This is a genomic window from Streptomyces sp. NPDC055287, from assembly GCF_053646035.1.
The window spans coordinates 633,262-659,895 of sequence record NZ_JBSHNE010000001.1 but is presented as its reverse complement, the minus strand read 5'-3'; the positions used below and the strand labels follow the sequence as shown (position 1 = coordinate 659,895).

General features: G+C 72.7%; 16 protein-coding genes and 1 pseudogene. 4 read left to right on the top strand and 13 right to left on the bottom strand.

What is annotated here, in order from left to right:
• Positions 1-45 precede the first annotated feature (45 nt).
• Positions 46-1,530, top strand: coding sequence for a xylulokinase (gene xylB, locus ACWIHY_RS02865; protein ID WP_454373751.1), 1,485 nt, complete (start codon positions 46-48; stop codon positions 1,528-1,530).
• Positions 1,531-1,709: 179 nt separating this feature from the next.
• Here the strand turns inward: xylB and ACWIHY_RS02860 are convergent, their stop codons facing one another.
• The 3 genes from ACWIHY_RS02860 to ACWIHY_RS02850 all read right to left on the bottom strand — a co-directional run bounded on the left by ACWIHY_RS02860 (position 1,710) and on the right by ACWIHY_RS02850 (position 3,734).
• Entirely contained in the window at positions 1,710-2,519 is an 810-nt protein-coding gene (locus ACWIHY_RS02860) for an SAM-dependent methyltransferase (protein WP_454373750.1), read from the bottom strand.
• A 116-nt stretch (positions 2,520-2,635) separates the two neighbouring features.
• Positions 2,636-2,872, bottom strand: coding sequence for a DUF397 domain-containing protein (locus tag ACWIHY_RS02855; protein WP_028815506.1), 237 nt, complete (start codon positions 2,870-2,872; stop codon positions 2,636-2,638).
• 1 nt (position 2,873) lies between these two features.
• Positions 2,874-3,734 carry a helix-turn-helix domain-containing protein gene (locus ACWIHY_RS02850; RefSeq protein ID WP_454373749.1) on the bottom strand — a complete coding sequence of 287 codons (861 nt, stop codon included), beginning with the start codon at positions 3,732-3,734 and terminating at the stop codon, positions 2,874-2,876.
• 207 nt (positions 3,735-3,941) lie between these two features.
• On the opposite strand from ACWIHY_RS02850, the gene ACWIHY_RS02845 reads away from it, so the two are divergent.
• From ACWIHY_RS02845 to ACWIHY_RS02835, 3 genes are all read left to right on the top strand, one after another.
• Positions 3,942-4,382, top strand: coding sequence for an ATP-binding protein (locus ACWIHY_RS02845; RefSeq protein WP_454373748.1), 441 nt, complete (start codon positions 3,942-3,944; stop codon positions 4,380-4,382).
• Between the two features lie 8 nt (positions 4,383-4,390).
• Positions 4,391-4,894 (top strand): hypothetical protein, encoded by a 504-nt coding sequence (locus tag ACWIHY_RS02840; RefSeq protein ID WP_454373747.1) that lies wholly within the window; start codon positions 4,391-4,393, stop codon positions 4,892-4,894.
• Positions 4,895-5,014: 120 nt separating this feature from the next.
• The gene (locus ACWIHY_RS02835; protein WP_454373746.1) at positions 5,015-6,283 is read left to right on the top strand and encodes an SGNH/GDSL hydrolase family protein; all 1,269 of its coding nucleotides are present in this window, start codon (positions 5,015-5,017) and stop codon (positions 6,281-6,283) included.
• Between the two features lie 190 nt (positions 6,284-6,473).
• Here the strand turns inward: ACWIHY_RS02835 and ACWIHY_RS02830 are convergent, their stop codons facing one another.
• The 10 genes and pseudogenes from ACWIHY_RS02830 to ACWIHY_RS02785 all read right to left on the bottom strand — a co-directional run bounded on the left by ACWIHY_RS02830 (position 6,474) and on the right by ACWIHY_RS02785 (position 26,435).
• Positions 6,474-9,101, bottom strand: coding sequence for an ATP-binding protein (locus ACWIHY_RS02830; protein WP_454373745.1), 2,628 nt, complete (start codon positions 9,099-9,101; stop codon positions 6,474-6,476).
• Positions 9,102-9,214: 113 nt separating this feature from the next.
• Positions 9,215-12,259, bottom strand: coding sequence for an amino acid adenylation domain-containing protein (locus tag ACWIHY_RS02825; protein WP_454373744.1), 3,045 nt, complete (start codon positions 12,257-12,259; stop codon positions 9,215-9,217).
• 61 nt (positions 12,260-12,320) lie between these two features.
• The gene (locus tag ACWIHY_RS02820) at positions 12,321-13,151 is read right to left on the bottom strand and encodes a mycofactocin-coupled SDR family oxidoreductase (RefSeq protein ID WP_454373743.1); all 831 of its coding nucleotides are present in this window, start codon (positions 13,149-13,151) and stop codon (positions 12,321-12,323) included.
• A gap of 5 nt (positions 13,152-13,156) precedes the next feature.
• Positions 13,157-13,870: a thioesterase II family protein gene (locus ACWIHY_RS02815; RefSeq protein WP_454373875.1), complete on the bottom strand. Its 714-nt coding sequence runs from the start codon at positions 13,868-13,870 to the stop codon at positions 13,157-13,159.
• Between the two features lie 54 nt (positions 13,871-13,924).
• Positions 13,925-14,614: pseudogene (locus ACWIHY_RS02810) on the bottom strand (thioesterase II family protein); the annotation flags it as partial.
• Between the two features lie 6 nt (positions 14,615-14,620).
• Entirely contained in the window at positions 14,621-15,907 is a 1,287-nt protein-coding gene (locus ACWIHY_RS02805; RefSeq protein ID WP_454373742.1) for a M18 family aminopeptidase, read from the bottom strand.
• The gene (locus tag ACWIHY_RS02800) at positions 15,904-17,487 is read right to left on the bottom strand and encodes a condensation domain-containing protein (protein WP_454373741.1); all 1,584 of its coding nucleotides are present in this window, start codon (positions 17,485-17,487) and stop codon (positions 15,904-15,906) included. The genes ACWIHY_RS02805 and ACWIHY_RS02800 overlap by 4 nt, the downstream gene beginning before the upstream one ends.
• Positions 17,484-21,938, bottom strand: coding sequence for a MupA/Atu3671 family FMN-dependent luciferase-like monooxygenase (locus tag ACWIHY_RS02795; protein ID WP_454373740.1), 4,455 nt, complete (start codon positions 21,936-21,938; stop codon positions 17,484-17,486). Before ACWIHY_RS02795 ends, ACWIHY_RS02800 begins: the two co-directional genes overlap by 4 nt.
• Positions 21,935-25,228 carry a type I polyketide synthase gene (locus ACWIHY_RS02790; protein ID WP_454373739.1) on the bottom strand — a complete coding sequence of 1,098 codons (3,294 nt, stop codon included), beginning with the start codon at positions 25,226-25,228 and terminating at the stop codon, positions 21,935-21,937. The genes ACWIHY_RS02795 and ACWIHY_RS02790 overlap by 4 nt, the downstream gene beginning before the upstream one ends.
• Positions 25,170-26,435 (bottom strand): MFS transporter, encoded by a 1,266-nt coding sequence (locus ACWIHY_RS02785; protein WP_454373874.1) that lies wholly within the window; start codon positions 26,433-26,435, stop codon positions 25,170-25,172. The genes ACWIHY_RS02790 and ACWIHY_RS02785 overlap by 59 nt, the downstream gene beginning before the upstream one ends.
• Positions 26,436-26,634 lie beyond the last annotated feature (199 nt).

Here is a 26,634-nt window from a genome sequence, read left to right as displayed (position 1 = left end):
ACCAATCTGTTCCACAGAAGCGAACCGAGGAAACGGAGGGGTCCCATGCCGCCGAGCACGGTCGTCATCGGGGTGGACAGTTCCACCCAGTCCACGAAAGCGGCGTTCGTCGACGCCGCGACCGGCGAGCTGCTGGCCGTGGGGCGGGCCCCGCACCAGGTCACCGGCGAGGCCGGAGCGCGCGAGAGCGACCCGGAGGTGTGGTGGCAGGCGCTGGGCGAGGCCGTCGCGGCGGGACTGCCGGAGTCGGGCGTCGCGGCCTCCTCGGTCGCCGCGATCGCGGTTGCCGGCCAGCAGCACGGCCTGGTCGTCCTCGACGGCGGCGGCCGGCCGCTGCGCCCGGCCCTGCTGTGGAACGACATCCGTTCGGCGCCACAGGCCGCCGCCCTCACCGGGGCGCTCGGCGGCCCGGCGGCGTGGACGGCCCGTACCGGATCCGTGCCGGTCGCCTCCATGACGGCGGCGAAATGGCAGTGGCTGCGCGAGAACGAGCCGTACACCGCCGAGTCGGCAGCCGCCGTACGTCTGCCCCACGACTTCCTCACCGAGCGGCTGGCCGGGGTGGCCGCGACCGACCCGGGCGACGCCTCGGGCACCTGCTGGTACTCCACCGCCACCGGCGCGTACGACGCCCAACTCCTCGGCCTCGTCGGCCTGGACGAGAAACTGCTGCCGCCCGTGGCCCCGACCGGCGCCACCCGCATCGGCTCCCTCACGCGCGCGGCCGCCGCGCGGCTCGGGCTGCCCGCCGGGATCGCGGTGGCGGCGGGTACGGGCGACAACATGGCAGCGGCGGTGGGGCTGGGCCTCGGCGGCGCCGGACTGCCGGACCATCCCGTGCTCAGCCTGGGCACGTCCGGCACGGTGTTCGCGGCGACCGGCAACCGGCCCGGCTCACCCGCACTGGCCGGCTTCGCCGCCACGGACGGCGGCTACCTTCCGCTCGCCTGCACCTTGAACTGCACGCTCGCCGTCGACAAGGTCGCGGCCCTGCTGGGCCTGGACCGCGACGACGCCGCACCGGGCGGCGAGGCGGTGCTCCTCCCCTACCTCGACGGCGAACGCACCCCCGACCTACCGGCCGCCTCCGGTCTCCTGACCGGCCTGCGCCACGACACGAGCCCGCGGCAACTCCTGGGCGCCGCGTACGAGGGCGCCACCGTGACGGTGCTCCGAGCCTTGGACGAAGTACTGCGCGCCTGCGGCCTGGACCCGGCCGACCCCGCGGTCGCGTCCCGTCCACTGCGCCTGGTCGGGGGCGGGGCGCGGGGCCGCACCTGGGTGGAGACGGTACGCCGCCTCTCCGGCCGCCCGCTCCTGATCCCCGATGCGGAGGAACTGGTCGCCCTGGGCGCGGCGGCACTCGCCGCGGGGGCGGCGAGCGGGCGTGACGCGGTTGCCCTCGCCACTGACTGGGGCGCCGGGGACGGTACGGAGGTTCCGCCCCTGGAACGCGACCTGGCCACGTGGGACCGGGTGACGTCGGCGATCGACGCCCTCACGGGCGGCGGATCGCGATTGCCGGCGTAGGGCGGAGTGTCCGCCGCGTGGCGTGTTCCCCCGCCCGGCCCATCCCGGGAGCGGGGGCGAGCCCCAGGCCCCGTACGCCCCTCGCGCATGTCCGTCGAACGCCGGACGGGCCGGACGGCGCCGTGTCGCGGCACTCGTCCAGCCCGTCCGGCGCCTCACGGTGAACGGCGGTCGCCCCGTCAGGCCTTGCGGGCCACCCCCGTGTAGCCCGGGATCGGGTCGTCGCCCGCCACGGGGACCACTTCGCCGAGCTCGGGCCGCCAGTCAGCGGCCAGCGAGACGCCCGGCTCGACGAGTTCGAAGCCGTTGAAGAACTCGGCGAACTCGGCGCGGGAGCGCGGCCGCAGGGTGAGCCCCTTGGCGGAGTACAGCGCCGATGCCTTCGCCGCGCCCTCCGGGTCGAAGTCGCCGGTGACGTGGGACAGGACCAGGTAACTGCCCGGCGCCAGCCGGTCCATGAGCCGGGTCACCAGCTCGTGCGCACCGTCCTCGTCACCCACGAAGTGCAGCAGCGCGACAAGCGACAGCGCGACGGGCTGAGTGAAGTCGAGCGTCTTGCCCGCCCGCTCCAGGATGACATCGGGTTCCCGGGCGTCCGCCTGGATGTACTCCGTGGCGCCTTCCGGCGTGGAACGCAGCAGCGCCTCCGCGTGGGCGAGCACGATCGGGTCGTTGTCGCAGTAGACGATGCGCGCGTCGGGGGCGGTTCGCTGGGCGATCTGGTGCAGGTTCGGCTCGGTCGGAATGCCCGTACCGATGTCGAGGAACTGGCGTACGCCGTTCTCGGCGAGCCACCGCGTGGCGCGGTGCATGAACGCCCGGTTGACCCGCGCCATGTCGCGTCCCCGCGAGTCGAGGGTGAGGAGCTGGCGCGCCATCTCCTCGTCGACCGGGTAGTTGTCCTTGCCGCCCAGGAACCAGTCGTACATGCGCGCCGGGTGCGGCTTGCTGGTGTCGATCTCGACGGCGATACGGTCTTGCCCAGTCATACGGCACTCCATGGTCGCGGATGAACGGTGAACGGGTGAACGGGTGAGCAGGTGAACGGGGGACGGGGAGACGGGGGACGGGGGAACGGCTGGGCGGGCGGCGGGCCGGTGGCGGATCAGGTGAGCAGGAAGTCGGCCTGGCCGGCCTTCGCTCCCTGGATGAACGCGGCGATCTCGCCCGGCGTGTAGATCAGCGCGGGCCCCTCGGGATCGGCGGACTGGCGGACGGCGACCCTGCCGTCGGCCAGCTTCATGGCTTCGATGCAGTTGCCGCCGTTGCCACCGCTCCACGGCTTGTACCAGCCCTCCGCGGGCAGGTCGTTCGCGGGCATGCCGTTGTAAATCCGGTCCATCTCACAGCTCCTTGCGGAGATTTTTGAGAATCTCCTTTGTGCGTTGTGCAGTCGCGGCCTGAGCCGCCATGCGGTCCATGACCTCGAGGTGGGCCGCCACCTCGGGGCGCGCGTCGAGATAGACGGCGCCGGTCAGGTACTCGCTGTAAACCATGTCCGGAAGTTCCGGTACGGCGAAGCGGAAGAGGACGAACGGGCCGTAGGTGCCCGGGTGGTGCCCGGTGGCGAACTCGGCGATCTGGAGAGTGATGTTGGGCATCTCCACGGCCTCCAGGAGGCGGTCGATCTGCTCCCCCAGCACATCCGGGCTGCCGACCGGCCGGCGCAGGACCGTCTCGTCCATGACGACCCACAGTCTCGGGGCGTCGGAGCGGGTGAGCAGGCTCTGGCGCTCCATGCGCAGGGCCACATGCCGCTCGATGGCGTCGGGTCTGGTCCGACCGACGGCTCCGCTGCGCATGATGGCGCGGGCGTAGCTCTCGGTCTGCAGGAGGCCCGGTACGAACTGCGGCTCGTACGCCCTGATGAGCGACGCGGCGCCCTCGAGGCTCACGTACATGCTGAACCAGTCGGGCAGGATGCCGTGGAACCGCTGCCACCAGCCGGGCCTGTTGGCCTCCTCGGCCAGCTCGACGAAGGAGTCGATGTCCTCGGCGCTGTGCCCGTACGCCTGCAGTAGGAGCTGCACATAGGGGATCTTGAGCGCGACCTCGGCCGTCTCCATCCTGCGGATGGTGGCCGGGGTGACGCGGAGGACCTTGGCGGCCTCCTCGCGGCTCAGGCCGGCTCTCTCGCGCAGGTCCAGCAGGCGCTTGCCGAGAACGACCTGACCCACCGTCGGGGCGGACCTCGGTTCACTCACTTCAGACCTCCCCATGGGCTGTTGCGAGCAGTGTGCCACGCGGTTGCGGCCAAGGAAACGACACTCTGTAATTTTCATAGTGGCCCTTGCCAAGTGTCGCTTTCGGAGGGAGAGTTGCGCGGTGAACCAGTTCACGCGGATGCCGCGCGCTGCCCACCGGGGGGAAGCAGCTGTCCGGCGCTGCCCCCACACCGTGAGGAAACGCTCGTGGCACCAGGCACTGCGCTCGTCCCCCCGCTCATGGACCGCTGCCGGGGAACGGCCATACGCCGGTACGGGTTCGCATTGCCGGCACGGGGCGAATTCGTCGCCGCTGCACGGCGCCTGACCGGACGGCAGCTGGCCGAGTGGGGCGTCGACGAGGACACGTGTAACACGGCGGCGCTGATCGTCTCCGAACTGTTCACCAACGCCGTACTGCACACCGCGAGCGAGCAGGTCCTGTGCGAACTGCGTGACAGTGACGGCCGTTTGCGCGTCGCCGTGAAGGACCAGGGACTGCGCCCCACCGGGCCGCAGCTGCGCCAGGCCGGCGACGAGGAACACGGGCGCGGGCTGCAGCTGGTGGACACCCTGAGCAGCTTCTGGGGAACGCGCGATGCCGCGGACGGTCCCGGGCGCGTCGTCTGGGCGGAGCTTCCTTGCTGAGGTCCGTGATGACCGGTCTGCCGGCCGGCCGCCTGTCGCGCGGGCGACGCCACGGCAGCGGCGTACGGGCCGATGCGCGGGGCGACGGCGCACTGGGGAACGCGCAGGGGGACGGCGCGGACGCTGGTGCGCGAAGCGGCGACCGGGGCCGCCGCGGGCGGGTCCGCCTGCCCGTACCGCCCGGCCTGTCCACACCGCTCGGGTGCGACGCGGTGGGACTTCCCGCGCGGCACGGGTTCCGTACGATGGCGCACCTGTCCCGGCCGGGATGCGTCTTCGCGGACGCCGACTGGTGGTGGTGGATCGTGCCGTCCGAGTCGGACCTCGGACTCGTCTGGCCGCAGCCCGCCCGGTACGTCCCCGGGGCGTACGTTCCCGCGACGCGTCCGCGCCTGATCCACCTGCCGGAAGGCAGCGCGCCCTACACGCCGCCGATTCCGCTCTACCTGATGGTCTGCCGGGTCGCGGGCACCGCTCCGGCATGGTCCACTGTGCCGCATCAGGGGTCCTGACCGCGCCCGGGCGAGCGACTCTTCCGGTGTCGCACCCTGGACAACACCCGCCGGGGCGCGAGTCAATTCCCTGAGTGCCGGATCTCGCATGACCATGCCCAGGGGAGGAATCTCCGCGCCATGAAAAGAACCCCGTTACGTCCGTCAACACCGTTGCTCGCCCACGCCCTGCGCGCTCTGACCGCCGCAGCCGTCGCGATCGGCGCGGTCCTGGTCTCCGGGCCGCCCGCCGTCGCCGCCGAGCCCTCCCCCGGGGCCGCCGAGCCGGGCAGAACACCCGTCGTGACATGGGCGGCCAGCACGGACAGACTCTCCACCGCCGGCGCCGCCCCGGAGCGCACGTACCGGCTGATCGTGCGAACCAGCGCGGGCGGCAGCGGGCTGCGGATCCGGCTCTCCAACACCTTCGGAACCCAGCCGGTGACCTTCGGCCGGGCGTACGCCGGACTGCGGGCCACCGGCGCCGCGCTGCTGGCGGGCACCAACCGGCCCCTGTCCTTCGCCGGATCGCCTTCCGTGACCGTCCCGCCCGGCGGATCGGTCTACAGCGACCCGCTGCCCGGCACGGTGCGGGCGCGATCCGACCTGGCCGTCAGCCTGTACGTGCGGAGCGCGGGCGGCGCCGCCACCGGCCACAAGATGGCGTTGCAGACGTCGTACATCGCCCCCGCCGGCGACCACGCCGCCGACGACTCGGCCACGCCGTACACCCAGCAGATCACCTCGTGGTTCTACCTCGACGCGGTGACCGTGGGCGCCCGGCGCGGCACGGGCGCCGTGGCGACGCTCGGCGACTCGATCACCGATGGCGCCATCTCCACCCGTGACACCAACCGCCGTTGGCCGGACTTCCTGGCCCGCAGGCTGAACGCCGATCCCGGCTCGCGCGTCAGGGGCGTCGCCAACGAGGGGATCTCGGGCAACAAGGTCCTCAAGGACGGCTCCGGCGAGAGCGCGCTCAAGCGGCTCGACCGTGACGTGCTCTCGCAGCACGGCGTGCGCACGATGGTCCTGCTCGAAGGGGTCAACGACATCAAGGCCGTGCCCGCGCCGACGGCCGCCGAACTGATCGCCGGTTACCGGCAGCTCGTCGACAGGTCGCACGCCGCGGGCGTGTGCGTCGTCGGCGCGACGGTCATGCCGTACGAGGGCTGGCGGGAGTGGACTCCGGCGGGCGAGGCCGTACGGCAGGAGGTCAATGCCTTCATCCGCACCGGCGGCGCGTTCGACGCGGTCGTGGACTTCGACACGGCGGTCAAGGACCCGTCCGCGCCGTCCCGGATCCTCCCGGCGTACAACAGCGGCGACCATCTCCACCCCAACGACCTCGGGATGCGGACGATGGCCGACACCCTCGATCTGAAGAGCCTGCGCTGCTCGAGGCGGTAGCGCTCCGCACAAGCACGGGCGGGCGCGATGGAAACCCTCCCCGCGAGGAGAGGGTCGTGATCATGACACATGGGCGCCGTCGCGGACCGGCGCGGGCGGCGCGCCGCGCTCGCCGCCATCCTCCTGGTGGGCGGCAGCATCCTGCTGGTGGGCCCGACTCCGACGCACGCCCCATGGCGGGCACCGCTCCTCAGAGCGAACGCAGCGCCTCCCGGGCGCGCTTCACCAGTCCGTCGGCGCTGCACTTCTCCGCGAGCGCCAGGCCCCGGGTGAGCTCGCCCTCGGAGCGCACGGCGATGCCGTACTCGACCCGCGCCACCGCGTGCTCGTACGCACAGGGAGACCCTTCGAGGAACGCGACCGACTTGGCCAGCAGCTCCACTGCCTGCTCGCCCTCCTCCAGGGCCGCCGCACAGCGCAGTGACTCCCCGATGGCGGTGTCCGTGCCGAAGCGTTCCGCGCGGTCCCGTACGTAGCCGGCGAGGGCTGCGGCGCGGCCTGGGTCGTCGGCGGCCACCGCGCGGGCGAGATCGCTCGCCCAGGGGGCCATGACACCGTTGTGCCGACCCCGCGCGGTCAACGCTTCCCCGGCCGCTTCGAGTTCGGCGACGGCCTCCTTGGTACGGCCCTGGGCGAGCAGCAGCCTGCCGCGTACGCACTGTGCGTCGGGAATGACGATCGACGACGGGTAGGGCGGTGCGAAGGCGTGGTGATCGGCCGCCTCCTGGGCGGCGTCGATCCTGCCCCGTGCGAGCAGCGTGTCGATGAGCATGCACGCGGCGTCCCAGTGCATCGGCAGGCCATTGCCGACGCGCTCGGCAAGACGCAGGCTCTCGCGCAGGTACATCTCGGCCTGGGCAAGCCTTCCGCGCCTGCGCTGGAGGTAGCCGACGAGGGCATGGGCGAAGGCCAGGTGGCCGCCGCTCCAGCCGGAGATCTCGAAGGCGCGCAGTGCCTCGTCGAAGAGGCTCTCGGCCGGGTCGAGCCGGTCCGCGAAGGCGTACGTGAGGCCGAGCAGCGCCGGTGGCTCGAAGCCCCAGGCGGTGTTGGTCCAGCCGAGGCCCGGTGCCAGCGTGCCGTCGAGCAGGGCGCGGTCGCAGATCTGGATGATCTCCTCGGCGTTCTCCCCGCGTGCGGTCCCGTCGAAGGCCCTCAGTATGAGCAGCACGCGCTCGGAGTTGTCGCGGCCCTGGAGGCCGTCGGCCATCTCGGCGAGGCGCCGGGAGCGTCCGGGGCCGTCGTCCTCGGCGGCCTGTACGCCCTCCCACAGGAAGTGCACGGCCTGGAGCCGCATCCTGGCGGGGCCGGGGGTGGTTCTGGCCACCTCGGCGGCCACGACCTGCGCCGCTTCCCGCGTCTGGTTGTTGTGCGTGAGCGCCTGGGACAGCCGGAAGACCGCGTCCACGCGCTGGCCGGCGTCGAGGCCCGGCATGTCGAGGGCGTCACGGAGGTGCCCGACGGTGGTGACGGGCGAGGTCAGGAGGGTGGCGCAGCCCAGTTCGTACAGCACGTGGGCATGCTCTTCGGGCAGCGGAGGTTCCTGGAGGGCACGCTCCAGGCAGCGCCTGGCGGCGTCCGGAGCGCCGACGGCGAGGTGTTCGGACGCGGCCTCGCGCAATTGGGCGACCAGCTCCGGATCGTCGTCCGGGTGCACTTCGAGGAGGTGCCTCGCCGCGGCGGCCGCGCCCCGGCCCGCCCGGGTGACCGCCCAGGCGGCCCGGCCGTGCATGGCGGTACGGGTGGCCGCAGGAATGGCGCGGTAGACGGCGCCCGCGATGAGCGGGTGGACGAACTCCATCGGGTCCGTACCGGCCAGGATGCGGGCGGCGCGCAGCCGCTCGGCGCAGTCGGCCGCCTGGTCGCCGCCCAGGCCGGCGAGCGACGCTGCCAGATCCAGTGAGATCTCCGTGCCCAGGATGGCCGCCGCCCAGGCGAACCGCGTGGTGGCGGTGCCCAGTTCTTCGAGCCTGGCGATCAGGCCGGTGCCGCGCGCCGACGCGCCGAGGGCGCGCAGGGCGCCGGCGGAGCCCTCGACCGGGTCCAGCCGCTCGTCGTGCACCTTGGCGACGAGCTCCACCGTCTCGTAGAGATTGCCGCCCGTGACGGCCCACACCTCACGGCAGAACGGATCGTCCGCGTGTTCGCCGAGGGCGGCCCGTGCGAGGCTCGCCACGGCTTCGGGGGTGAGCGCCCGCAGGCAGACGCACCGCCCGGCGGCGGCCTCCATCGCCCGGATGAACTCCGCGGTGTCGCCCGTCGGTTCCTCGGTGCGGTACGCGATGACTACGAGCACGGGAAGGTCGGCGCGCCGGACGAAGGACGCCAGCCAGCCGAGGGTCTCCAGGTCGGACCAGTGCGCGTCGTCGATGATCAGGACCAGCGGCCGGTGCGTGCCGGCGAGGCGCAACAGCAGGTTGTCCAGGCCGTCACGGACGCCCTGGGGGTCGGCCCGCCCGTCGGGCGGCGCCACACCGAGCGCGGGGCCGATGATCTCGTATCCGTCGCCCAGCAGCTCCCTGGCGTCGACCGTGCCCGGCAGCGCGAGTACCGGTTGCAGGAGTTGTCGTACGACGTGGAAGGGGACGGAGGTGACGGTCTCGCCACCGCGCGCGGACCATACTGTGCACCGTCCGGCGGCGAGTCGCCGGATCTCGGACAGCAGGGCTGTCTTTCCGAGGCCGGCCTCGCCGCTGCAGACGAGAACCCCACCGGCAGGCACGTCCGCGCAGAGCGCTTCGACGGCGTGTGCGGCGGCGGCGAGTTCCGTCTCGCGTTCCAGCAGCGGGACGGTGACCGGGTGCTCCGGGCCGGACACCATCATCCCTCCCCAAACCGTGGCGGACCTCGAGCGTAGCCCGGCCGGGCTGTGGGTGGAATCGTTCCGAGCACTTTGGTCCTGTACGAGTGAACGACCGTTACCCGATGACTGCGTCACTGGTCGGCCCGGCTTGCGGATTCCGCGGCTCCGGTCAACGCGCGTACGGTCGGAGTCGTATACAACCGGCGCAAAGAGACCGGCGCAAGCCCCCGTTCCCGCAGGGCGGCGGCGACGCGGACCGCGTAGAGGGAGTTGCCGCCGAGTTCGAAGAAGTTGTCGTCGGGGCCTACAGGTACGCCCAGGACGGCCTCCCAGACCTCCGCGAGCGCGCGGGCTGATTCCCGGGGTACCGGTGGTCGTTCACCGGAAGCGTCCGGGGCCGCGTCGGCGGCCGTTCCGGGAACGGGTTCGGGCAGTTCACGTACGTCGAGTTTGCCGTTCGCGGTGAGCGGCAGCGCGGGCAGCACGGTGACCGTGGCGGGCACCATGTAGTCGGGCAGCAGCTCGGCCGCGCGGCGGCGTACCGCGTCCGTGTCCAGCCCGCGCGCCCGCCTCCGGCCGTGGCCCTGCCCTTGCTCTTGCTCTTCTTGAGGTACGACGTACGCGTCGATACGGACGGCCGCCGCGTCCTTGAGAGCGTCGCCGCCGAGCACGACGGCGGCCGAGGCGACCGAGGGGTCGTCCAGCAGGACGTTGCGGATCTCGTCCAGTTCGATGCGGAAGCCTCGCACCTTCACCTGGCTGTCGAGCCGGCCGAGGTGTTCCAGGGTGCCGTCGGGACGGAGCCTGCCGAGGTCTCCGCTGCGGTAGAGGCGGCCTTCCGCGTACGGGTCGGGTACGAATCGTTCCGCGGTGAGCTCGGGTCGGCCGAGGTACTCCTGTGCCACACCCGCGCCGCCGACCCAGATCTCGCCCTCGGTACCGGCCGGAATGGGGCGGCCGCGTCTGTCGAGCACGTACACGTACCAGCCGGCCAGAGGCCGGCCCACCGAGCGGGACCCGGCCATCGCCTCACGACGGGTCACCGTCTGCGCCGTCACGTGGACCGTGGTCTCCGTGATGCCGAACATGTTGACCAGCCGGCAACGGTTCTCCGGGTAACGGTCGAACCAGCCGGGGAGCGTGCGCGTGTCCAGCGGTTCACCGCCGAGGACGACCAGGCGCACGGGTAGTTGGGGTGGGTGCTGACGGTCGGCCTCCATGAGCTGCGCGAAGGCCGAGGGTGTCTGGTTGAGCACCGTCACGTGCTCGCGCACGAGCAGCTCATGGAACTCCGCGGGCGACCGGGACACCCAGTAGTCGACGACGACCAGCCGCGCTCCGGTGAGCAGCGCGCCCCAGATCTCCCAGACGGAGAAGTCGAAGGCGCTGGAGTGAAAGAGCGTCCAGGTGTCGTCGGCGGAGAGCGCGAAGTCGTCCCGGGTGGCGTCGAGGAGCGCACCGACATTCGCGTGCGGTACGACGACGCCTTTGGGGCGTCCTGTGGAGCCGGACGTGTAGATGATGTACGCCGCCTCCCGCGCGGCGTCAGCGGGACCCGCGGGAACGGCGTGCGGGTCGTTCCCGGGAACGGCGAGTTCGGCGAGTGCGGCGGGGGTGAGAGTACGTACACCGGGATCACCGGGGAGGTGACCGATGTCGGTCACGATCACCCGCAGCCCCGCGTCCCGCGCGGTGTACGTCAGTCGGCCCGCCGGGTGCGCCGGGTCCATCGGGACGTACACGGCACCCGCCTTGAGCACCGCGAGCATGGTCACCACGAGTTCCGCGGAACGCTCCAGGCAGATCCCCACGCGCTCCCCCGGACTCACCCCGGCGGCGCGCAGCCCTGCGGCGCGGTGTTCGGCGCGGTCGCGGAGCTCCGCGTAGGTGAGGGTTACGCCGTCGTGGGTGAGGGCGGGGGCGGTGGGCCGGAGGGCGGCCTGCTCGTCGAAGAGCGCGTCAATGCGGCGGGGCGGAGGCGCGGGTGCGGGGGCGGGCTTGGACTCGGTTTCGGACTCGGACTCGGTCGCGGGACCGGGCTGGGGACGGCTTGTGCGACGCTCCGGACGGCCCAGGGCCAGCTGCGCCTGCGCCTCGGCCTCGTCGAGGAGCGCGATGTCCGCGATGGAGGCCCGCCCGGGCGCGTCGCTCAGCTGACGGTGGACGTGCGCCAGGTGTCTCGCGAAAGCGCGGGCCGACCGATCGTCGACGTAACGGAGCAGGTGGTGAACGTCGAGGAAGAGCGCGCCGTCGGTTGTCGTGCGCAGGACCAGCGTCACGGGGAAGGGGGCGGTCTGGCAGGGGAGATGGAGCGTGCCGTGCGCGGGCGTGCCGTCCATCAGGACACCGACGAGGGGACCAGGTTCGTCGTACGGGCCGGTCGGCTCCGCGTGTACGTCCGTCGGCAGCTCCGCCACCGTGCGTCCCCCGGAGAGGCCCACGGCCGTCACCCAGGCCGTGTCGAGGGCACCCAGGGCGTTCCAGGGGGCGTCCGGCGCGGCGGCGAGTACGCCGATGTCCGGTGCGTCCTGGTTCTCGTAACGCCCCAGCACGAGAGCCGCTGTTGCGACGAGCGACGGCGACGGCTCGTGCGCCGCCGCCCCGAGCGCCACGCTGACCACTCCGGTCAGCTCCTCGGCCCGGTCGTCACCCACCGCCCACGCGACGCGGTGACCGCGGCCGCCCGCGCCCGACCTCGTGGCGGGTCGTTGAGTGCCCACCGTGCCGGTCTCTGGTGAGCGCACCACCTCGAGTTCCCCAGGAGCCAGGCGGCCCAGGAGCACGTCCGCTGTCCGTTCCAGGGAACGGAGGTCCAGGAACCCGCGGTCGGCGGTCAGGATCAAATCCGCGGGGCCGTCCGCGTACTCCACCAGGACAGCGCGCAACAGTGGCCCCGGGGCGCTCGCCGACCGGTGGGTCTCCGCGTGCCGACGGTGGTCGGCGGCGGCGCTGGTGGAGGCGGCAGGGACCGGCTCCCGCCACAGCACGGGCGGGCACGACGCCAGTTCGGGCCACCAGAGGCGGGCTCCTTCCGCGAGCGCCCGCTCGAGCGCTCCGAAGTCCGCGCCGTCCGGCAGCCGCACCGACAGGGCGTGGCAGTGGGCGGACGGCGGACGGCCCGGCGGCAGGAGCCGTGCGAGCGCGGACGGGGGCGGGCCGGTGGGTGAAGGGCGCACTGCTGGGGCTCCGGAATCAGCGGGTCGGCAAGTCGGCAGAGCCGGCGAGGCCGGCAGGGGGTCATCGGGCCGTGAAGCCTCCGTCGACGGTGAGGGTGCTGCCGGTCACCTGGCGGGACTCGTCCGAGGCGAGCCAGACCGCAGCGCCCGCGACGTCCTCCGGCTCGACGAGCGCGTTCATCGGCTGGGCCTCCACGAAGGTCTCCTCGTGTTCGGCGACCGGCACGTCCAGGGACCTGGCGATCTCGGACAGCATCCGCCCCTCCACCTGGGAGTCGTCACGGACCGATCCGGGGCACAGCGCGTTCACGCGCACCTTGCGCGGCGCGTAGTCGAGGGCGACGGCCTTCGTCAGGCCGACGAGGCCGTGCTTGGCGGCGACGTACCCCGCGAAGTGGCGGTAGCCGACAAGGCCGGCGGTGGAAGCGACGTTGATGATGCTCCCCGAACCCTGTCCGGTCATCAGTCCGCCGACCGCGCGGATGGTCCGCCACGCGCCGGAGAGGTCCACGTCCAGCATCAGCTGCCACTCGTGTTCCTCGATTTCGTGGGCGGCTCTGCCGGAGGGGGCGGCGATTCCCGCGTTGTTCACGAGTACGTCGATGCGCCCGAACCGTGCCACGGTGTCGGCCACGGCCGCCTCCACGTCCGACAGCTCGCGCACGTCCACCGGGCGGGTGAGTACGGCCGCCCCCTCGTCCCGGCAGAGTCCGGCCGTGTGCGCGAGCTGGCTCGCCGAGCCCAGCGGGTAGGGGACGCCGGGCAACTCCCCGGCCACGTCGACGAGCATCAGGTCCGCCCCTTCGCGTGCGAACGCGACGGCGCAGGCGCGCCCCAGGCCGCGCGCGGCTCCGGTGATCAGCGCGGTCTTGCCGGCCAGTCGCCCGTTCATCGCCGTCAGTTCTCCCGCGCCGTGCGGAGTTCGTCGGTGATCAGCCGGAGCAGCTCGTCGGCCTGCTCGGTCACGTACATGTGCCCGCCGTCGAGTTCGGCGGTCGTGAGCTTCCCGGTGGTCGCCGTCGACCACTGCGCGGCCTCCACGGCGCTGACGAGGTCGTCGTCGCGACCCCGCAGCGAGGTCACGGGCACGGACAACGGCCGGTCCGTGGACGGGCGGTACGTCTCCTGCATCCGTACATCCGCACGGAGTGTCGGCACCAGCAGCTCCCGCATCTCGGGGTCTTCGAGCGCCACATGGGAGTACCCGGCGAAGGCCCGGACGCGGGCCACGAATTCGTCGTCGGGCAGGCCGCTCACCTGGGCGGTACGCCGGGTCCAGGGGCCGGGCGAACCGCTGACGACCAGCCCGTCGAGGCGCGCGCCCGCGTCCGCCTCGAGGCGGTGCGCGAGCTCGTACGCCAGCACCGCGCCGAGGCTGTGCCCGAACACGGCCACCCGGGCGCCCGCACCGAGCTGCGCGGCTGTCAGGGCGTACGCCTCGTCCACCGCCGCGGCGACGTCGGTGTGCGCGGGCTCCACGAAGCGCTGCTCGCGCCCCGGGAGCTGCACGGGCAGGATGCGCAGCCCCTCCGGTGCCAGGTCGTGCCACGGCGCGAAGAAGGACGCGCCCGCGCCGGCGAAGGGCAGGCAGATCAGGAAGGTCTCTTCCACGGGTGGGGTGTCTCCGTTTCGGGTCGGTGCGAAGGACGCGACGATTTCGGCTGCCACGGCGTCCCTGTTCACGTGATCGAGCAGATAGAAGTGGCCTCCGGGGAAGGCCCGTCGGCGCTTCCCGGGAACGGCCGAAACGGCCGCGGTGACGAGCGCGTCGTCCTCACCCGTCAGGACCGTCACCGGCACGGGCGGCACGCACCCCGTATTGCGGCGGCCCAAGCGTGCGCCGAGGGTGAGGTCGTACCGCAGGAGGTCCAGCACGTGCTCCCGCAGGAACGGGACAGTGAAAACCTCGGCCGGGGTGCCGCCCCCGCGTCGCAGGACGTCGAGCAGAGCGTCCTCGTCCCATGCCTCCGTCTCCGCGGACGTGCCGCGGTCCGGTGGCGCGCTGAGGACCAGCCCTTCGCACAGTTCCGGCGCTTCCAGTGACAGGGCGGTCGCGAGGACCGACCCCAGGCTGTGCCCGAAGTACACGGTGGGCAGCACGGACAGGCGGCGCAGTTCGCCGACGACCGCGCGCACCACGTCCCGCGGGTCGTCCGGTACGTCCGGGAGCGCCTCGCCCAACCGCCGTTCACGTCCCGGCAGGGTGACGCCGACGACCTCGATGGTGCGGGGCAGCAGGTCGAGTACCGGGAGCAGGGCGTTGGGCCCCGCGCCCGCGTGCGGCAGCGCCACGACTCGGCCGCGCGCGGCGCCGTGCGCGGGCCGCAGCAGGGCCGTCCAAGGCTGAGCGGTCATGCCTGTTCAGCCCGCCGTGACGAACTCGGTGAGGACCTTGGCCAGCAGCCACGGGTCCTGGGCCCCGCACAGCTCGCGCGCCGAGTGCATGGAGAGCCCGGGCACGCCCACGTCGACGGTCGGGATCCCCGTCCTGGCGGCGGTGAGCGGGCCGATCGACGTACCGCACGGCATGGCGTTGTTGGAGACGAACGACTGCCACGGCGTCCCGGCCCGTTCGCAGGCCGCGACGAAGACGGCGATGCCCTGTCCGTCGGTGGCGTACCGCTGGTTGACGTTCACCTTGACGACCGGGCCGCCGTTGGGCAGTGGTCGGTGGTCCTGGTCGTGGCGTTCGGGGTAGTTCGGGTGCACCGCGTGCGTCATGTCGGCCGATACGCAGAACGCGCCCGCGAAGGCCCGTTCCCTGTCCTCCTGGGTACCTCCGCGCGCCGCGATCGAGCGGCTCAGTACACGCTCCAGGAGCGGGCTCTGCGCGCCGCTCTCCGAGCCGCTGCCGACCTCCTCGTGGTCGAAGGCCGCCAGCACGGGGACGTACGCGCTCCCCCGCCCGGCGGCGGCCGCCAGCGCGGTGACCCCCGCGTGGACCGACACGAGGTTGTCGAGCCGCGACGACACGACGAACTCCTCGTCCGCTCCCAGATACGTGGGCGGCTGGACGTCGTGGAACATCAGGTCCCAGCCGAGGATCTCGTAGAAGTCCGCGTCGGCCTCCTCCGCCACCCGGCTCAGCAGGGCGCCCTGTTCGGCCCCGCCGAGCCCCCACACGGGGGCGGTATGACGCTGCCGGTCGAGGGTGAGCCCTTCGTTGACCGTACGGTCGAGATGGATGGCCAGCTGCGGTACGCGCAGCAGCGGCCGGTCCACGCAGACGAGCCGACTCGTCCCGTCCCGCATCGTGACGCGTCCCGAGATGCCCAGGTCACGGTCGAGCCAGGTGTTGAGCGGCACTCCCCCGTAGATCTCCACGGCGACCTGCCGCCAGCCCACGGAACCGGTGTCCGGCGCGGGCTTGACGCGGAGGTTCGGCGAGTCGGTGTGCGCTCCGACGATCCGGAACGGGGCGTGCGCGGGGACGCCGTCCGGGACGTACCACGCGATGAGCGCTCCACCGCGTACGACGTAACAGCCGCCCGTCGCACCGGTCCAGCTGTCGGTCTCCCGGAGTTCGCGGAAGCCGGCCTTCTCCAGTCGCAGTGCCGCGCTCGCCACCGCGTGGTACGGCGAGGGGCTCGATCGGATGAAGGAGAGCAGGTCGTCACTGTGGGTGCGGTCGTCCTGCGTCAGGGTCATGCGGTTTCTGCCTTTCCGGTCGCCTGCAGCAGAGAGACGACCGGCGCGTCGGGCCGGGAGCACAGCTCGCTCAGGAGGGTGATGTATGCGGCGAGCAGCGCCTCGGCCGCTTCCGCGTCCCACAGGTCCGCGGAGTATTCGAGGAACGTCCGGTAGCCCAGAGCGGGGTCTTTGCGCGGCGCGAGACCGAAGCACAGTTCGCTGCGGGCGAGCGGCGGCGCCAGGTCTTCCACCTCGACGCCGAGGCCGGGGATCTCGATGTCGGTGTCCACGGAGTTCTGGAAGGCCAGTACGTACGGCACCCGGTCGGGTACGTCCCGCGCGCCCGCGTCGCGCATGGCCTGCATGATCCGCGCCGTGGGCAGCACATTGGCCATGGCCTCCATGGCGCCGGCGCCGGTGCGTGCGACGAGGGCGGCGCAGCTCTCGTCGGGGTCGAGGCGTACCCGGACCATGAGGGCGGTGGAGGTCATCGCGACGAGCCCTTCGAAGACGGTGGCCTCGCGGTTGGCGTAGGGAACGCCGAGCAGGATGTCGCGCTCGCCGGAGAGCCTGGCCAGGAAGACGCCGAGCGCGGCCGCCGCGACGGCGAAGGGTGTGGTGTGCCGGGCGGCCGCGAACTCCTCCACCGAGGAACGCAGTTCTCCGGAAGCGAGACCCCGGGTCGTGTCGCCGCGTCCGCTGAGCCGGTCGGGCCTGGGATGCGCGGTGGGGATGTCGATGCGGGCCGGTACGCCGTCGAGGTAGGCGGCGCAGTGTGCGGCCCTGCGGGCGTCGGCGGCCGGGTCGTAACGGGCGCGCTGCCAGCGGGCGTAGTCGGTGGACTGGGAGGCGGGGGGCGGAAGGCTGTGCGGGGTGCCCGCGGCGGCCGCTGTGTAGAGCTCGGCGATCTCGGCGAGGAGTATCGAGAGGGACCAGCCGTCAACGCAGATGTGGTGCAGGACGAACATCAGCGCCCACTCGTCGGGTGCCGTCCGGATCAGGCGCAGGCGGGGCAGGACGGGCCTGGTGAGGTCGAAGCCGGCGGCGGCCGTCTCACGGCACAGGGCGTCCCGCCTGCCCCACCGTTCGGCGGCGGGGAGGTGGGTGAGGTCGTCGACGGGCAGGTCGAGGGGCGGCGGCGTGACGACCTCCTGCCACCAGACGCCGCCGTTGCCGTCGTCCTCCTGTCCTTCTGCCCCCTCCCGCACGAAGCGTGTGCACAGGCCCTGGTGGCGGGCTGTCAGCGCCGCCAGGGCGGTCCGGAGCGCGTCGGGGTCGAGGGGACCGGTGAAGCGGATCCTGGTCGGGATGTTCCAGACGCCGGCGTCCGGCGCGGTGTAGTGGCCGGCGATCATCCGGGCCTGCTGGTCGCTCACCGGGGCCCGGTCGGTCACTTCGGGGCCCGAGAGGCGCGCGATCAGTTCGGGTTTGCGTGAACGCATCTCGTCGAGCAGGGCGTCGGTCAGGGCGCCCTGTGGCGCGTCGTACCGCAGGGCGCCGTCCGGTCCCGCCGACAGGCGTACGTCGAGTGCCTCCAGGCGGTCGAGCAGGGAGTCGAGGGTGTCCGGAGGTGCAGCCCGCTCCGATGTGGGCGTCACAGTTCCCCCTGTACGCGACGCGGCGCGTCCTCGGCGGCTGCGCCGTCGAGCTGGTTCGTCATGGCGCGCAGTGTCGCCTCCTGGAAGAAGTCCGCCATCGGGTATTCGGTGCCCAGGGCGTCGCGGACACGGTTGACGAGTCTGATGGCGGTGATCGAGTTGCCGCCCAGGTCGAAGAAGTTGCTGTCGTCAGGGAAGCCGGACGTTCCCAAGACGCTCTCCCACACCGCGCGGACCGTTCCCGCGACCGTTCCCGCGACCGCTCTCGGGCCGTTCCCGGGAAGGGCCTGCGGGCGCCCCTCGGGTGCGGGCAGTTCGCCCACCCGTTCCGCCGTCCCCTCACTCATCGCCACCAGCACCCGCCCGAGCTGGTCGAGATAGCCGCGGACTGTGGCCTCCTCGAAGAGGTCGGCGTCGTAGCGGATGCGGAGCTTCAGGCCGGCGGCTGTTCGGGTGGCCATCAGGGCGAGTTCGAGGGGGGCCGATTCGGTGCCGCCTTCGACGCTTTCGGTGCGCAGTCCCGGGAGTGCGATCCGGGCGAGCGGCTCTGTGTCGAGATCCGCCGATACGGTCACGAGGGGACGGGGGTTCCCGGGGTCCGGGTGCGCGTCGGCCAGCAGCGCGTCCAGGTCGACGTACTGATGCTCGTCGGCCGCGAACAGTGTGTCCCTGATGGCGCGTACCGCGTCGGTCAGTGCGGTGCTCTCCGTGAGCGGCGTACGCAGCGGCAGCAGGGCCACATGGAACCCCACGGTGTCGCGCTGTTCCGGGGTGCGCCGGCCGAAGGTGCTGCCGACGACGAAGTCGTCCTGTCCGGCGTACTGGCGCAGCACGATCCGCCACCCGGTGAGGAGCGTCGCGAACAGCGTGACTCCCTGCCGGCCGCTCCACTCCTGGAGCCGCGCGCAGCGCTCCCGCCCGAGCCCGGCCGACACCGCGGCGCCGCGTCCCGTAACCGTGCGTCCGCGCGGGCGGTCGGCCGGCATCAGCAGTACGGGCGGTTTGTCGCCGAGGTGGGCACGCCACCACGCGATGTCGTCGGGTGTGCCCGCCGGAGAAGCCGCTTCGAGTGTCGTTCCGGCGACGGGGCGGGCGAAGACCGGCGCGCGGTCCTCGACGGCCGCCCGGTACAGCTCTTGCACGTCGGCGGCGAGGATCCCGGCCGAGTGGCCGTCCGTGAGGATGTGGTGCATGCCGAGGAGGAGGGCGTGGTCGTCAGGACCGAGCCGGATCAGCCGGGGCGTGAACAGCGGCCCCTCGGCCAGGTCGTACGGCCGTTCACTCTCCTCCCGCAGCGCCTCCGCGATCGCCTTGTCCGCGTCCTGCCCTTCGGCGTCGGTGACGAGCAACGGGTTCGCCGGCGCGTCGCGGCGTACGACCTGGAGCACCGTCTCGTCGCCGTGCCCGGCGCGGAAGACCGTACGCAGCGCCGCGTGCCGTTCGACGAGGGCGGCCACCGCGGTACTCAAGGCGGCCGTGTCGAGCGGTCCGCGCAGCCGGACGGCCTGGATCTCGTTGTACGCCGCCGGGTTGCCGATGAGCTGCGCGGCGAGCCAGAGCCGCCGCTGTGGGGTGGTGGCGGGCGCGGTCGCCGGGGCGGGGGGCCGGGGCGCGGCGGGGGCCGGGGCGGGGGCCGCGTCACGCGTCGGTGCTGACTCCGCGCGGTGCGTCGGGACCGTCTCCGCGCCGCGCGTCGGGACCGTCTCCACGTCGCTCGCCGGTGCCTTCGCCGTGCCTCGCACAGGTGCCGACTCCGTGCCGCGCGCCGGTGCCTTCGCCCTGCCGGGAGCCAGACGTTCCCGGGCGCGTCCGCGCAGTACGTCCAGTTGTTCCAGCCCGGGGCGCATCAGCTCGCGGGGCATCCCGAAGTCGACCAGGGCCGCGATCTCGTCGGCCCCCGCCGCGTGCAGGGCGTCGACGAGGGCCGCGCAGGTCTCGGGGGTGCCGATCAGTGCGCGCTGGTCGCAGTAGCGGTCGTACGCCCGCCGGAAGAGGTAGTCGAGGTCCTCCTCGCTCGCGGCGGCCACGTCCTCGGGGCTGCGGCCGAGCGCCGTGGCGGCGGAGCGCATCAGCAGCGAGGAACGCAGATAGCGGCTCATCGGCTCCAGCGCGTCGGCGCGCGCCGTCGCGTGGTCCTCGGCGAGATATGTGTGGACCAGGACCGTGACGCGGCCGGAGTCCGGGTCGAGGCCGTGCTCGGCGCGGAGCTGCCGGTAGTGGCGGACGTTCTCCGCGAGTTCGTCGACGCTCTGGTTCATCAGGTTCGTGACGATCCCGAGGTCGCGTTTGGCCGCCTCGGCGTACGAGACGCGCTGTCCTGACGTCGCGAGGAACATCGGCGGCATGTCCTGGACCGGGCGCGGCCGGATCCGTACGCCGACGTCGTGGCCCTCGCCGCTACGGCGCCGTACGCTCTCGCCGCGCCAGAGCCGTCGTACGTCGTCCAGATGCGCGAAGGCGATCTCCCTGCGGTCCTGGAAACGGTCCGGGTGAAGGACGAAGTCGCCCGCGTGCCATCCGGTGGCGCAGCCGATGCCTACGCGGCCGCCGGAGAGGTTGTCGGCCACGGACCATTCCTCGGCGACGCGCACCGGGTCGTGCAGGGGCAGGACGACCGATCCGGCGTTCAGCCTGATGTGGCGGGTCTCACGGGCGAGGGCAGCCGCGAGAACGGCGGGGTTCGGGAACAGACCGCCGAAGGAGTGGAAGTGACGCTCGGGAAGCCAGAGGCTGCTGAAGCCGCGCTCGTCGGCGAACTGTGCGGTGTCGATGATCTGGGCGTACTTGTCGCCGCCGGACTCCTGCCCCGGGGCTGCCTCCTCCTCCGGATAGTCGCCGAAGAAGTACACGCCGAAGTCGGGGGCGGGGCGCCGCTCGCGCGGGGCCGGCGGCACGGTCCGGGGCTTTGGTGCAGTGGGGAAGTAGCCGCCGCGGCGCAGTTCGCGCAGGGAGTCCTTCACGGCGTCCGCGACGCGCTCGGTGTCGGCGTCGGTGTGCGCGGTGGAGAGGTAGAAGCTGCGCCACTCCCACACGTAGATTCCGCGCAGCATCAGGTGGTGGTAGAGCAGCTCCATGTCGGCGCGGTGCGTGAAGCGGAACATCGACCCGAAGTGGGCGACCTCCAGGGGGAATTCCTCGTCGCTGAAGAAGCGGTTCAGATCGTCGGCGAGTGCGTCGGTGCGCGCGTTGAGCCGCTCCTGGAGCGCGGGGCCCTCATCCTTGAGGTGAGTGAGGACCGCCCTGGCCGCCGCCATGGAGACGGGGTGCTGGATGTACGTACCGCCGAAGAAGGTGGTGTCCCGCGTCGGGTAGCTGTCGTCGCCGTACCGCCAGAAGCCGCCGTCGACGCCGTCCATGATGTCGGCGCGGCCCGCGACGGCGCCGATGGGGAAGCCACTGCCGAGCGCCTTGCCGAATGTGGCGAGGTCGGGGACGACGCCGAAGTGGTGCTGAGCGCCGCGCGGGTGGGGGCGCAGGCCGGTGAGCATCTCGTCGAAGAGGAGCACGATGCCGCGACGGGTGGTGAGTTCGCGCAGCGAGCGCAGGAACTCCACCGGACGCAGGGCGGGGTTGCGGCACTGGACGGGCTCCACGAGAACGGCGGCGACGGTGTCGCCGAGCGACTCGATGGTCTCCAGGCTTTCCTGGGCGCCGTATTCGAGTACGAGCAACTCCGACACGGCGCTGTCGGGGATGCCGCGCGACACCGGCACGGCGTGGTGTCCGTCCGGGCCCGGGCGCCCCAGTACGGAGTCCATGTGGCCGTGGTACGAGCCCCGGAACATGACGACACGGTCGCGGCCGGTGGCGGCGCGGGCCAGCCGGACGGCGGCGGAGTTGGCCTCGGTGCCGGAGTTGGCGAACGCGACCCGCTCCAGGCCGGTGGCTTCGGCGAGGAGCGCGGCGGCTTCGCCGGTGTCGGCGGAGCGGGGGCCGAGGCGCAGGCCGCCGGCGAGATGGCGGCGTACGGCATCGGTGACGAACGCGGGTTCGTGGCCGAGGAGCAGCGCGCCGAATCCCATGGTGATGTCGGTGTACTCGTTGCCGTCGATGTCGGTGAGACGGGCGCCGTGCGCGGAGCGGGCCGCGATCGGGTACAGCATCTCCTTCGTCGCGCGGCGGAAGCCGACGACGGCCCGGCTGTCGGCGAGGACGGAGCGGTACCGCTGGGCCAGTTCCTTGGACCCCCGGGTCCGCTCGGTGACCCGCCGCACCAGCTCGGCGGCGTGGGCCCGCTGCCGATGGCCGGCCCCGGCCCCGGCCATGCCGCCGTCTTGGGGGACAGTGACGCGGGGGCCGTGCTGCTCGGGGGGCGCGGGCGGGGGTTCCGGGGCGGGCCCGGCTGCCGTACGGCGGTGCTTCCTGGCGGCGGCCAGTTGGGCGGTGAGCCGCTGCGAGAGGGCGACGGCGTCGGCGACCTCGGCGGCGGACTCCTGCGCGGTGGTACTCATCGGCCCGCCACCTCGCGGTCCCCGGCGAGGAGTGCGACGGCTTCTGAGAGCTGGGTGAGCATCAGTGCCTGGGTCGCGGCCAGCTGACGTATCTGCCGGGTGAGTTCTTCGACCTCGGCCCGGGTCGCGTACGCCGGACCGCCTTCGGCGGGCTCGGCCGCCGGGGCGGCAGCAGCGGTCGCGAAGCCGGCGGGCTCAGGCGCCGCCGCCGATGAGGTCAGGTGTTCCGCCTTGCCTGTGGCAGCGGCAGCGGTAGCGGTAGCGGTAGCGGTGCGGGAGGCTATCAACGCCGCTGTCAGGGCCGGTGTACCCGCGTCCTCCAGCATCTCCCGCATCGCGATCTCGACGCCGAACTCGGCCTCCAGCCGACGCAGCACTCCGATCAGCTGCAGCGAGTCCGCGCCGAGCCCCACGAACGTCTCGTCGGGTGCGACCCGCGACGGCGCGTAGCCCAGGTGTTGGGCCGTGAGCTCCAGCACCCGCCGCAGTACGGCGGTCGTCGGCGTGGCCTGTTCAGTCATGCGCTTCTCCGTGGCTCGACGGTGTTCGGGTGCACTCCGGGCCCCGGCCGGGCCGGTGAAGGCCGGCGGCCCGATCCAGTGCGACTGGTGCTGGAACGGATAGGTGGGCAGCGGCACCCGGCGGCCCCCGCAGCCTTCGAGCAGGGCCGCCCAGTCGATGTCGTGGCCCGCGCAGTGCAGTTGGGCGACGGCGGTCCACAGCGGGGTGAGTGCGGCGCTGTCACCGCGTCGCTGCGTCGGCACGGCCACGGCGTCCGGCAGTACCCGCCCGGCCATGGTGCTGAGCGGGGCGTCCGGCCCGAGTTCCAGCAGTACCGTCGCCACCGGGGCGAGCGTCCGGAGCACCGCGTGGAAGTCGACGGGCTGCCGTGCCTGCCGGACCAGATAGTCGACGTCGGGCAGCCAGCCGGCGGGGCGCAGCCCACCGTCCAGGCCGCTGACGAACGCGCGGCGGGTCGGACGGAGTTCCGCCTTGTACGCCGCCGAGCGGAACTCCTCCAGCACCGGGTCCAGCAGCGACGTGTGAAACGCCCGGTCCACCGCCAGCGGGGCCCCCGCCTCGCCGTGTTCCGCCAGCCACGCCCGCGCCGCGGCGACCGTGTGCTCCGGACCGGCCACGACATGGTGGGCGGGGCCGTTGACCGCGGCCAGTTCCAGGCCCTCGACCTCCGCGAGGAGCCGCCGCACGCGCCCCTCGGACGCCGGCACCGCGATCATGCCGCCGGGCGGCGTGCCGCGTCCCATCAGGCGGCCGCGCCGGCACATCAGCCGCAGCCCGTCCTCCAGCGTCAGGGCGCCCGCGACGCACAGGGCGGCGTACTCCCCCATGCTGTGGCCGGCGACCACGGCGGGTTCGACCCCGAGCCAGTGCCACAACCGCGCCTGCGCCACCTGGAGGGCGAAGATCGCCGGCTGCGCGAACTCGGTGTCCCACTGCTCGGGTCCCGTGCCGCCGAGAAGCCGCCCGGGGAACGTGTCCTCGCCGGTCTCGTCCCGGTGGATCCGCGCGCATTCGCCGAGCGTCCTTGCGACGACCGGGAAGCGCGCCGCGAGGGCGGCGCCGGTCCCGGGGCTGCCGCCTCCCTGCCCGCTGAAGAGGAACGTGGGTCCGGTCCCGGCCGGGGTGCCATCCTCTCCGGCACGGCCCACGACATAGGGGGTCCCCCGGCCCTTCGCCGCAGGGGCTGCCAGGAAGCGGTCGATGGCGTCGGCCAGGCCCTCCGGTCCGGCCGTCACGACGAGCCGGTGCCGCAGGTGCCGACGGCCCAGCGCCGTACTGGTGAGCAGATCGGCCGGGGCCGTTCCCGGGTGGCGTACGAGGTGGTCCCGGAAGGCACGCGCGTACGCCGCCAGGGCATCCGGATCGTGCGCCGACAGGGGAAGCACTTCCGGTACGGCCCGGAGCTCCCCCCGCACCCCCGCTCCGGGCGGCGCCGCCTCCAGGACCACGTGCGCGTTCGTGCCCCCCATGCCGATGGAGTGCACCCCCGCGCGGCGCACCGGCGCGGCGCCCCCGGCCGGCCACGCGCGGACCCGGTCCGGCAGCACGAACGGGCTGTTCGCCACGTCCAGGGCCGGGTTCGGGCGCGCGTAGTTGACCAGCGGCGGGATCTCGCCGTGGCGCAGCACCAGCACCGCCTTGATGAACCCCGCGAGACCCGCGCAGCTGTCGAGGTGGCCGATGGCGGGCTTGGTGGAGCCCAGGGCGCAGAACCCGGTCCGGTCCGTGTGCCGCCGGAACGCCTCCGTCAGCGCCGCGAACTCGATCGGGTCGCCCTTGAGTGTTCCCGTGCCGTGCGCCTCCACGTAGCCGATCGACTCCGCGGGGACTCCCGCGGCGCTCAAGGCCGCCAGTACGGCGTCGCGCTGCCCGGCCACGCCCGGTGCGGCGAAACCGCCCTTGTCCGCGCCGTCGTTGGTGACGGCCGAGCCGAGGATCACCGCGTGCACGGTGTCGCCGTCGGCGAGCGCCCGGTCGAGCGGTTTGAGGACCACAGCGGCCGCGCCGTTGCCGCCGACCGTGCCGTCGGCGTCCGCGTCGAAGGCGCGCACTGTACCGGTCCGGGAGATCGTCGATCCCTTGACGTACGGATGACCGGTCACCTGCGGCAGATGCAGCGCCGCGGAGCCGACCACCATCAGATCGGCGTCGCCGTGGGCCAGTGCCTGGCAGGCGAGGTGCACGGAGACGAGGGAGCTCGAACACGCCGTGGCGACGTTGACCGCGGGCCCGGTCAGACCGAGCCGGAACGCCGCCCGGTTGGCGGTGAAGTCCGGGTAGTTGCCGACCTGGACCTGCTTGAGCTCGTGCCAGTCCGTCGAACGCGCTTCCTGGGCAAGGTTGTTGGCGAGGTAGCTGTGCAGGGAGTAGAGGCGGTAGCCACTGCTCGCGTATACGCCGATGCGGACGGCCGGAGCACTCCCGGCCCCCACGGCCCCATTCCCTGCGTACCCGCTGTCCTCCAGCGCGTGATAGGCGCACTCCAGGAACAGCCGCTGCTGCGGGTCCGTGACGGCGGCTTCCCTCGCGCTCATCCGGAAGAAGCCCGCGTCGAAGCCGTCGATGTCCCGCAACGGGGCGCCGGCCCCCACGAAGTCCGGTGCGCGGAACACCTCCTCGGGGACGCCCGCGGCCGCCAGCTCCGCGTCGGTGAAGCGGCGTACGTACGAGGCGCCGGAGCGGATGTCCTGCCAGTACTCCCCCGGGCTGTCAGCCCCCGGAAACCTCAGCGCCATCCCGACTACCGCTGTACGGACGGTCTCCTCCATCGCCGCTCCCTCCCCCCGCGGTGTTCTTCGCCCGCCCACCGGTGAGCCGGATCAGGAAGACGACGGCGACGGCAATGGCGACACCGTGGGACCAGGCGACGACCGTGAACGGCGAGAACGCCTCCAGGGCCGCGGCGACGCCGATCATGCCGATGCCGAAGCCGAGGTTCTCCACGGTCGCCGAGATCCCGAAGGCGTGCCCGCGCAGGGTCTCCGGAAGCGTCTGGAGATGCGAGGTGTACGACACTTCGGTGAGCCCGTCGGCGGCGCCCGCCAGCAAAGCGATCACCAGGGTCGCGGCCAGCGGGAACCCGGCGAAGCCCAGGATGAACGCCGAGGACATGGCCACCGTGCCCAGACCGAACCCGACAGCGCCGACGGACCGCCCGGTGTGCTTGGCCCACCGCTGGATCACCTGCTGGGCCAGTACGTTCCCGAGCGCCCAGAAGAGCCAGAACCGGCTGACGAACGCGGCCGGGTCACCGGGGTCGAGCGCACTGGAGTACACCGGGAGCGCCGCGTTGTGCGAGGAGGAGCCGAGGGCGTCGACACCGCGCAGGCTCACCATGAGCCCCATCGCGGGAACGGCCGCGAGCGCCGTGAACGCGACGGACATCCGGCGGCGGCCCTGGGGCCCGGCTCGGCCCCCCTCGCCCTTGGCGGCTACGGGCATCGCCCGGCTCCCCGCCTCCGCCCCGTCCGTGCGCAGCCCGCTCGCCCGACCTGTCGCCGGCAGCCAGATCACCGTCGCCGCGCACACCAGGAAGCTCGCCGCGTCGAGCAGGAACGCGGCGGTGAACCCGAGCAGTGACACCACGACGCCGGCCGAGGCGAACCCCGCCACCATGGCGAGCGAACGGCCGCCCACCATGAGGGAGTTCGCCCAGCTGCGCCGGTCCTCCCCCACCAGGTCGGGGATCGAGCTGCGCAGCGCGACCATGAACACGGTGCTGCACGCACCGATCGTCGCGGAGGAGACGAACAGCGCGGCCGTGCGCAGCCCTTCCGGCACGAAGGCCAGTACGAGCATCGCGGCCGCCTGCGCCACGTTGGTCCACAGCATGACGAGCCTGACCGGGAACCGGGCCAGCAGGGTGCCGGCCGCGAGGCCGGTGAGGAATCCGGCGCCGAGGCGTACCGCCATGAACAGGCCCATGGCGAGTGCGCTGTTCGTCGTCTCGTAGACGAACAGATTGAGCGCCACCATGTTGAGGAAAGTGCCGTACGAGGAGACGGAGTAGCCGCCGACGAGAACCCGGTAGCGCCAGTCCGCCGTCACAGCATCTGCGACATCGGAACGGACTTGCCCCACCCCGAATCGGCGCGGCACAGACACTGACACAGGCGCGCCAAGACCGTGGCAGGTGTTGTGTCAGGTGCCGTGGAGCGGTTCACGTGACGCATAT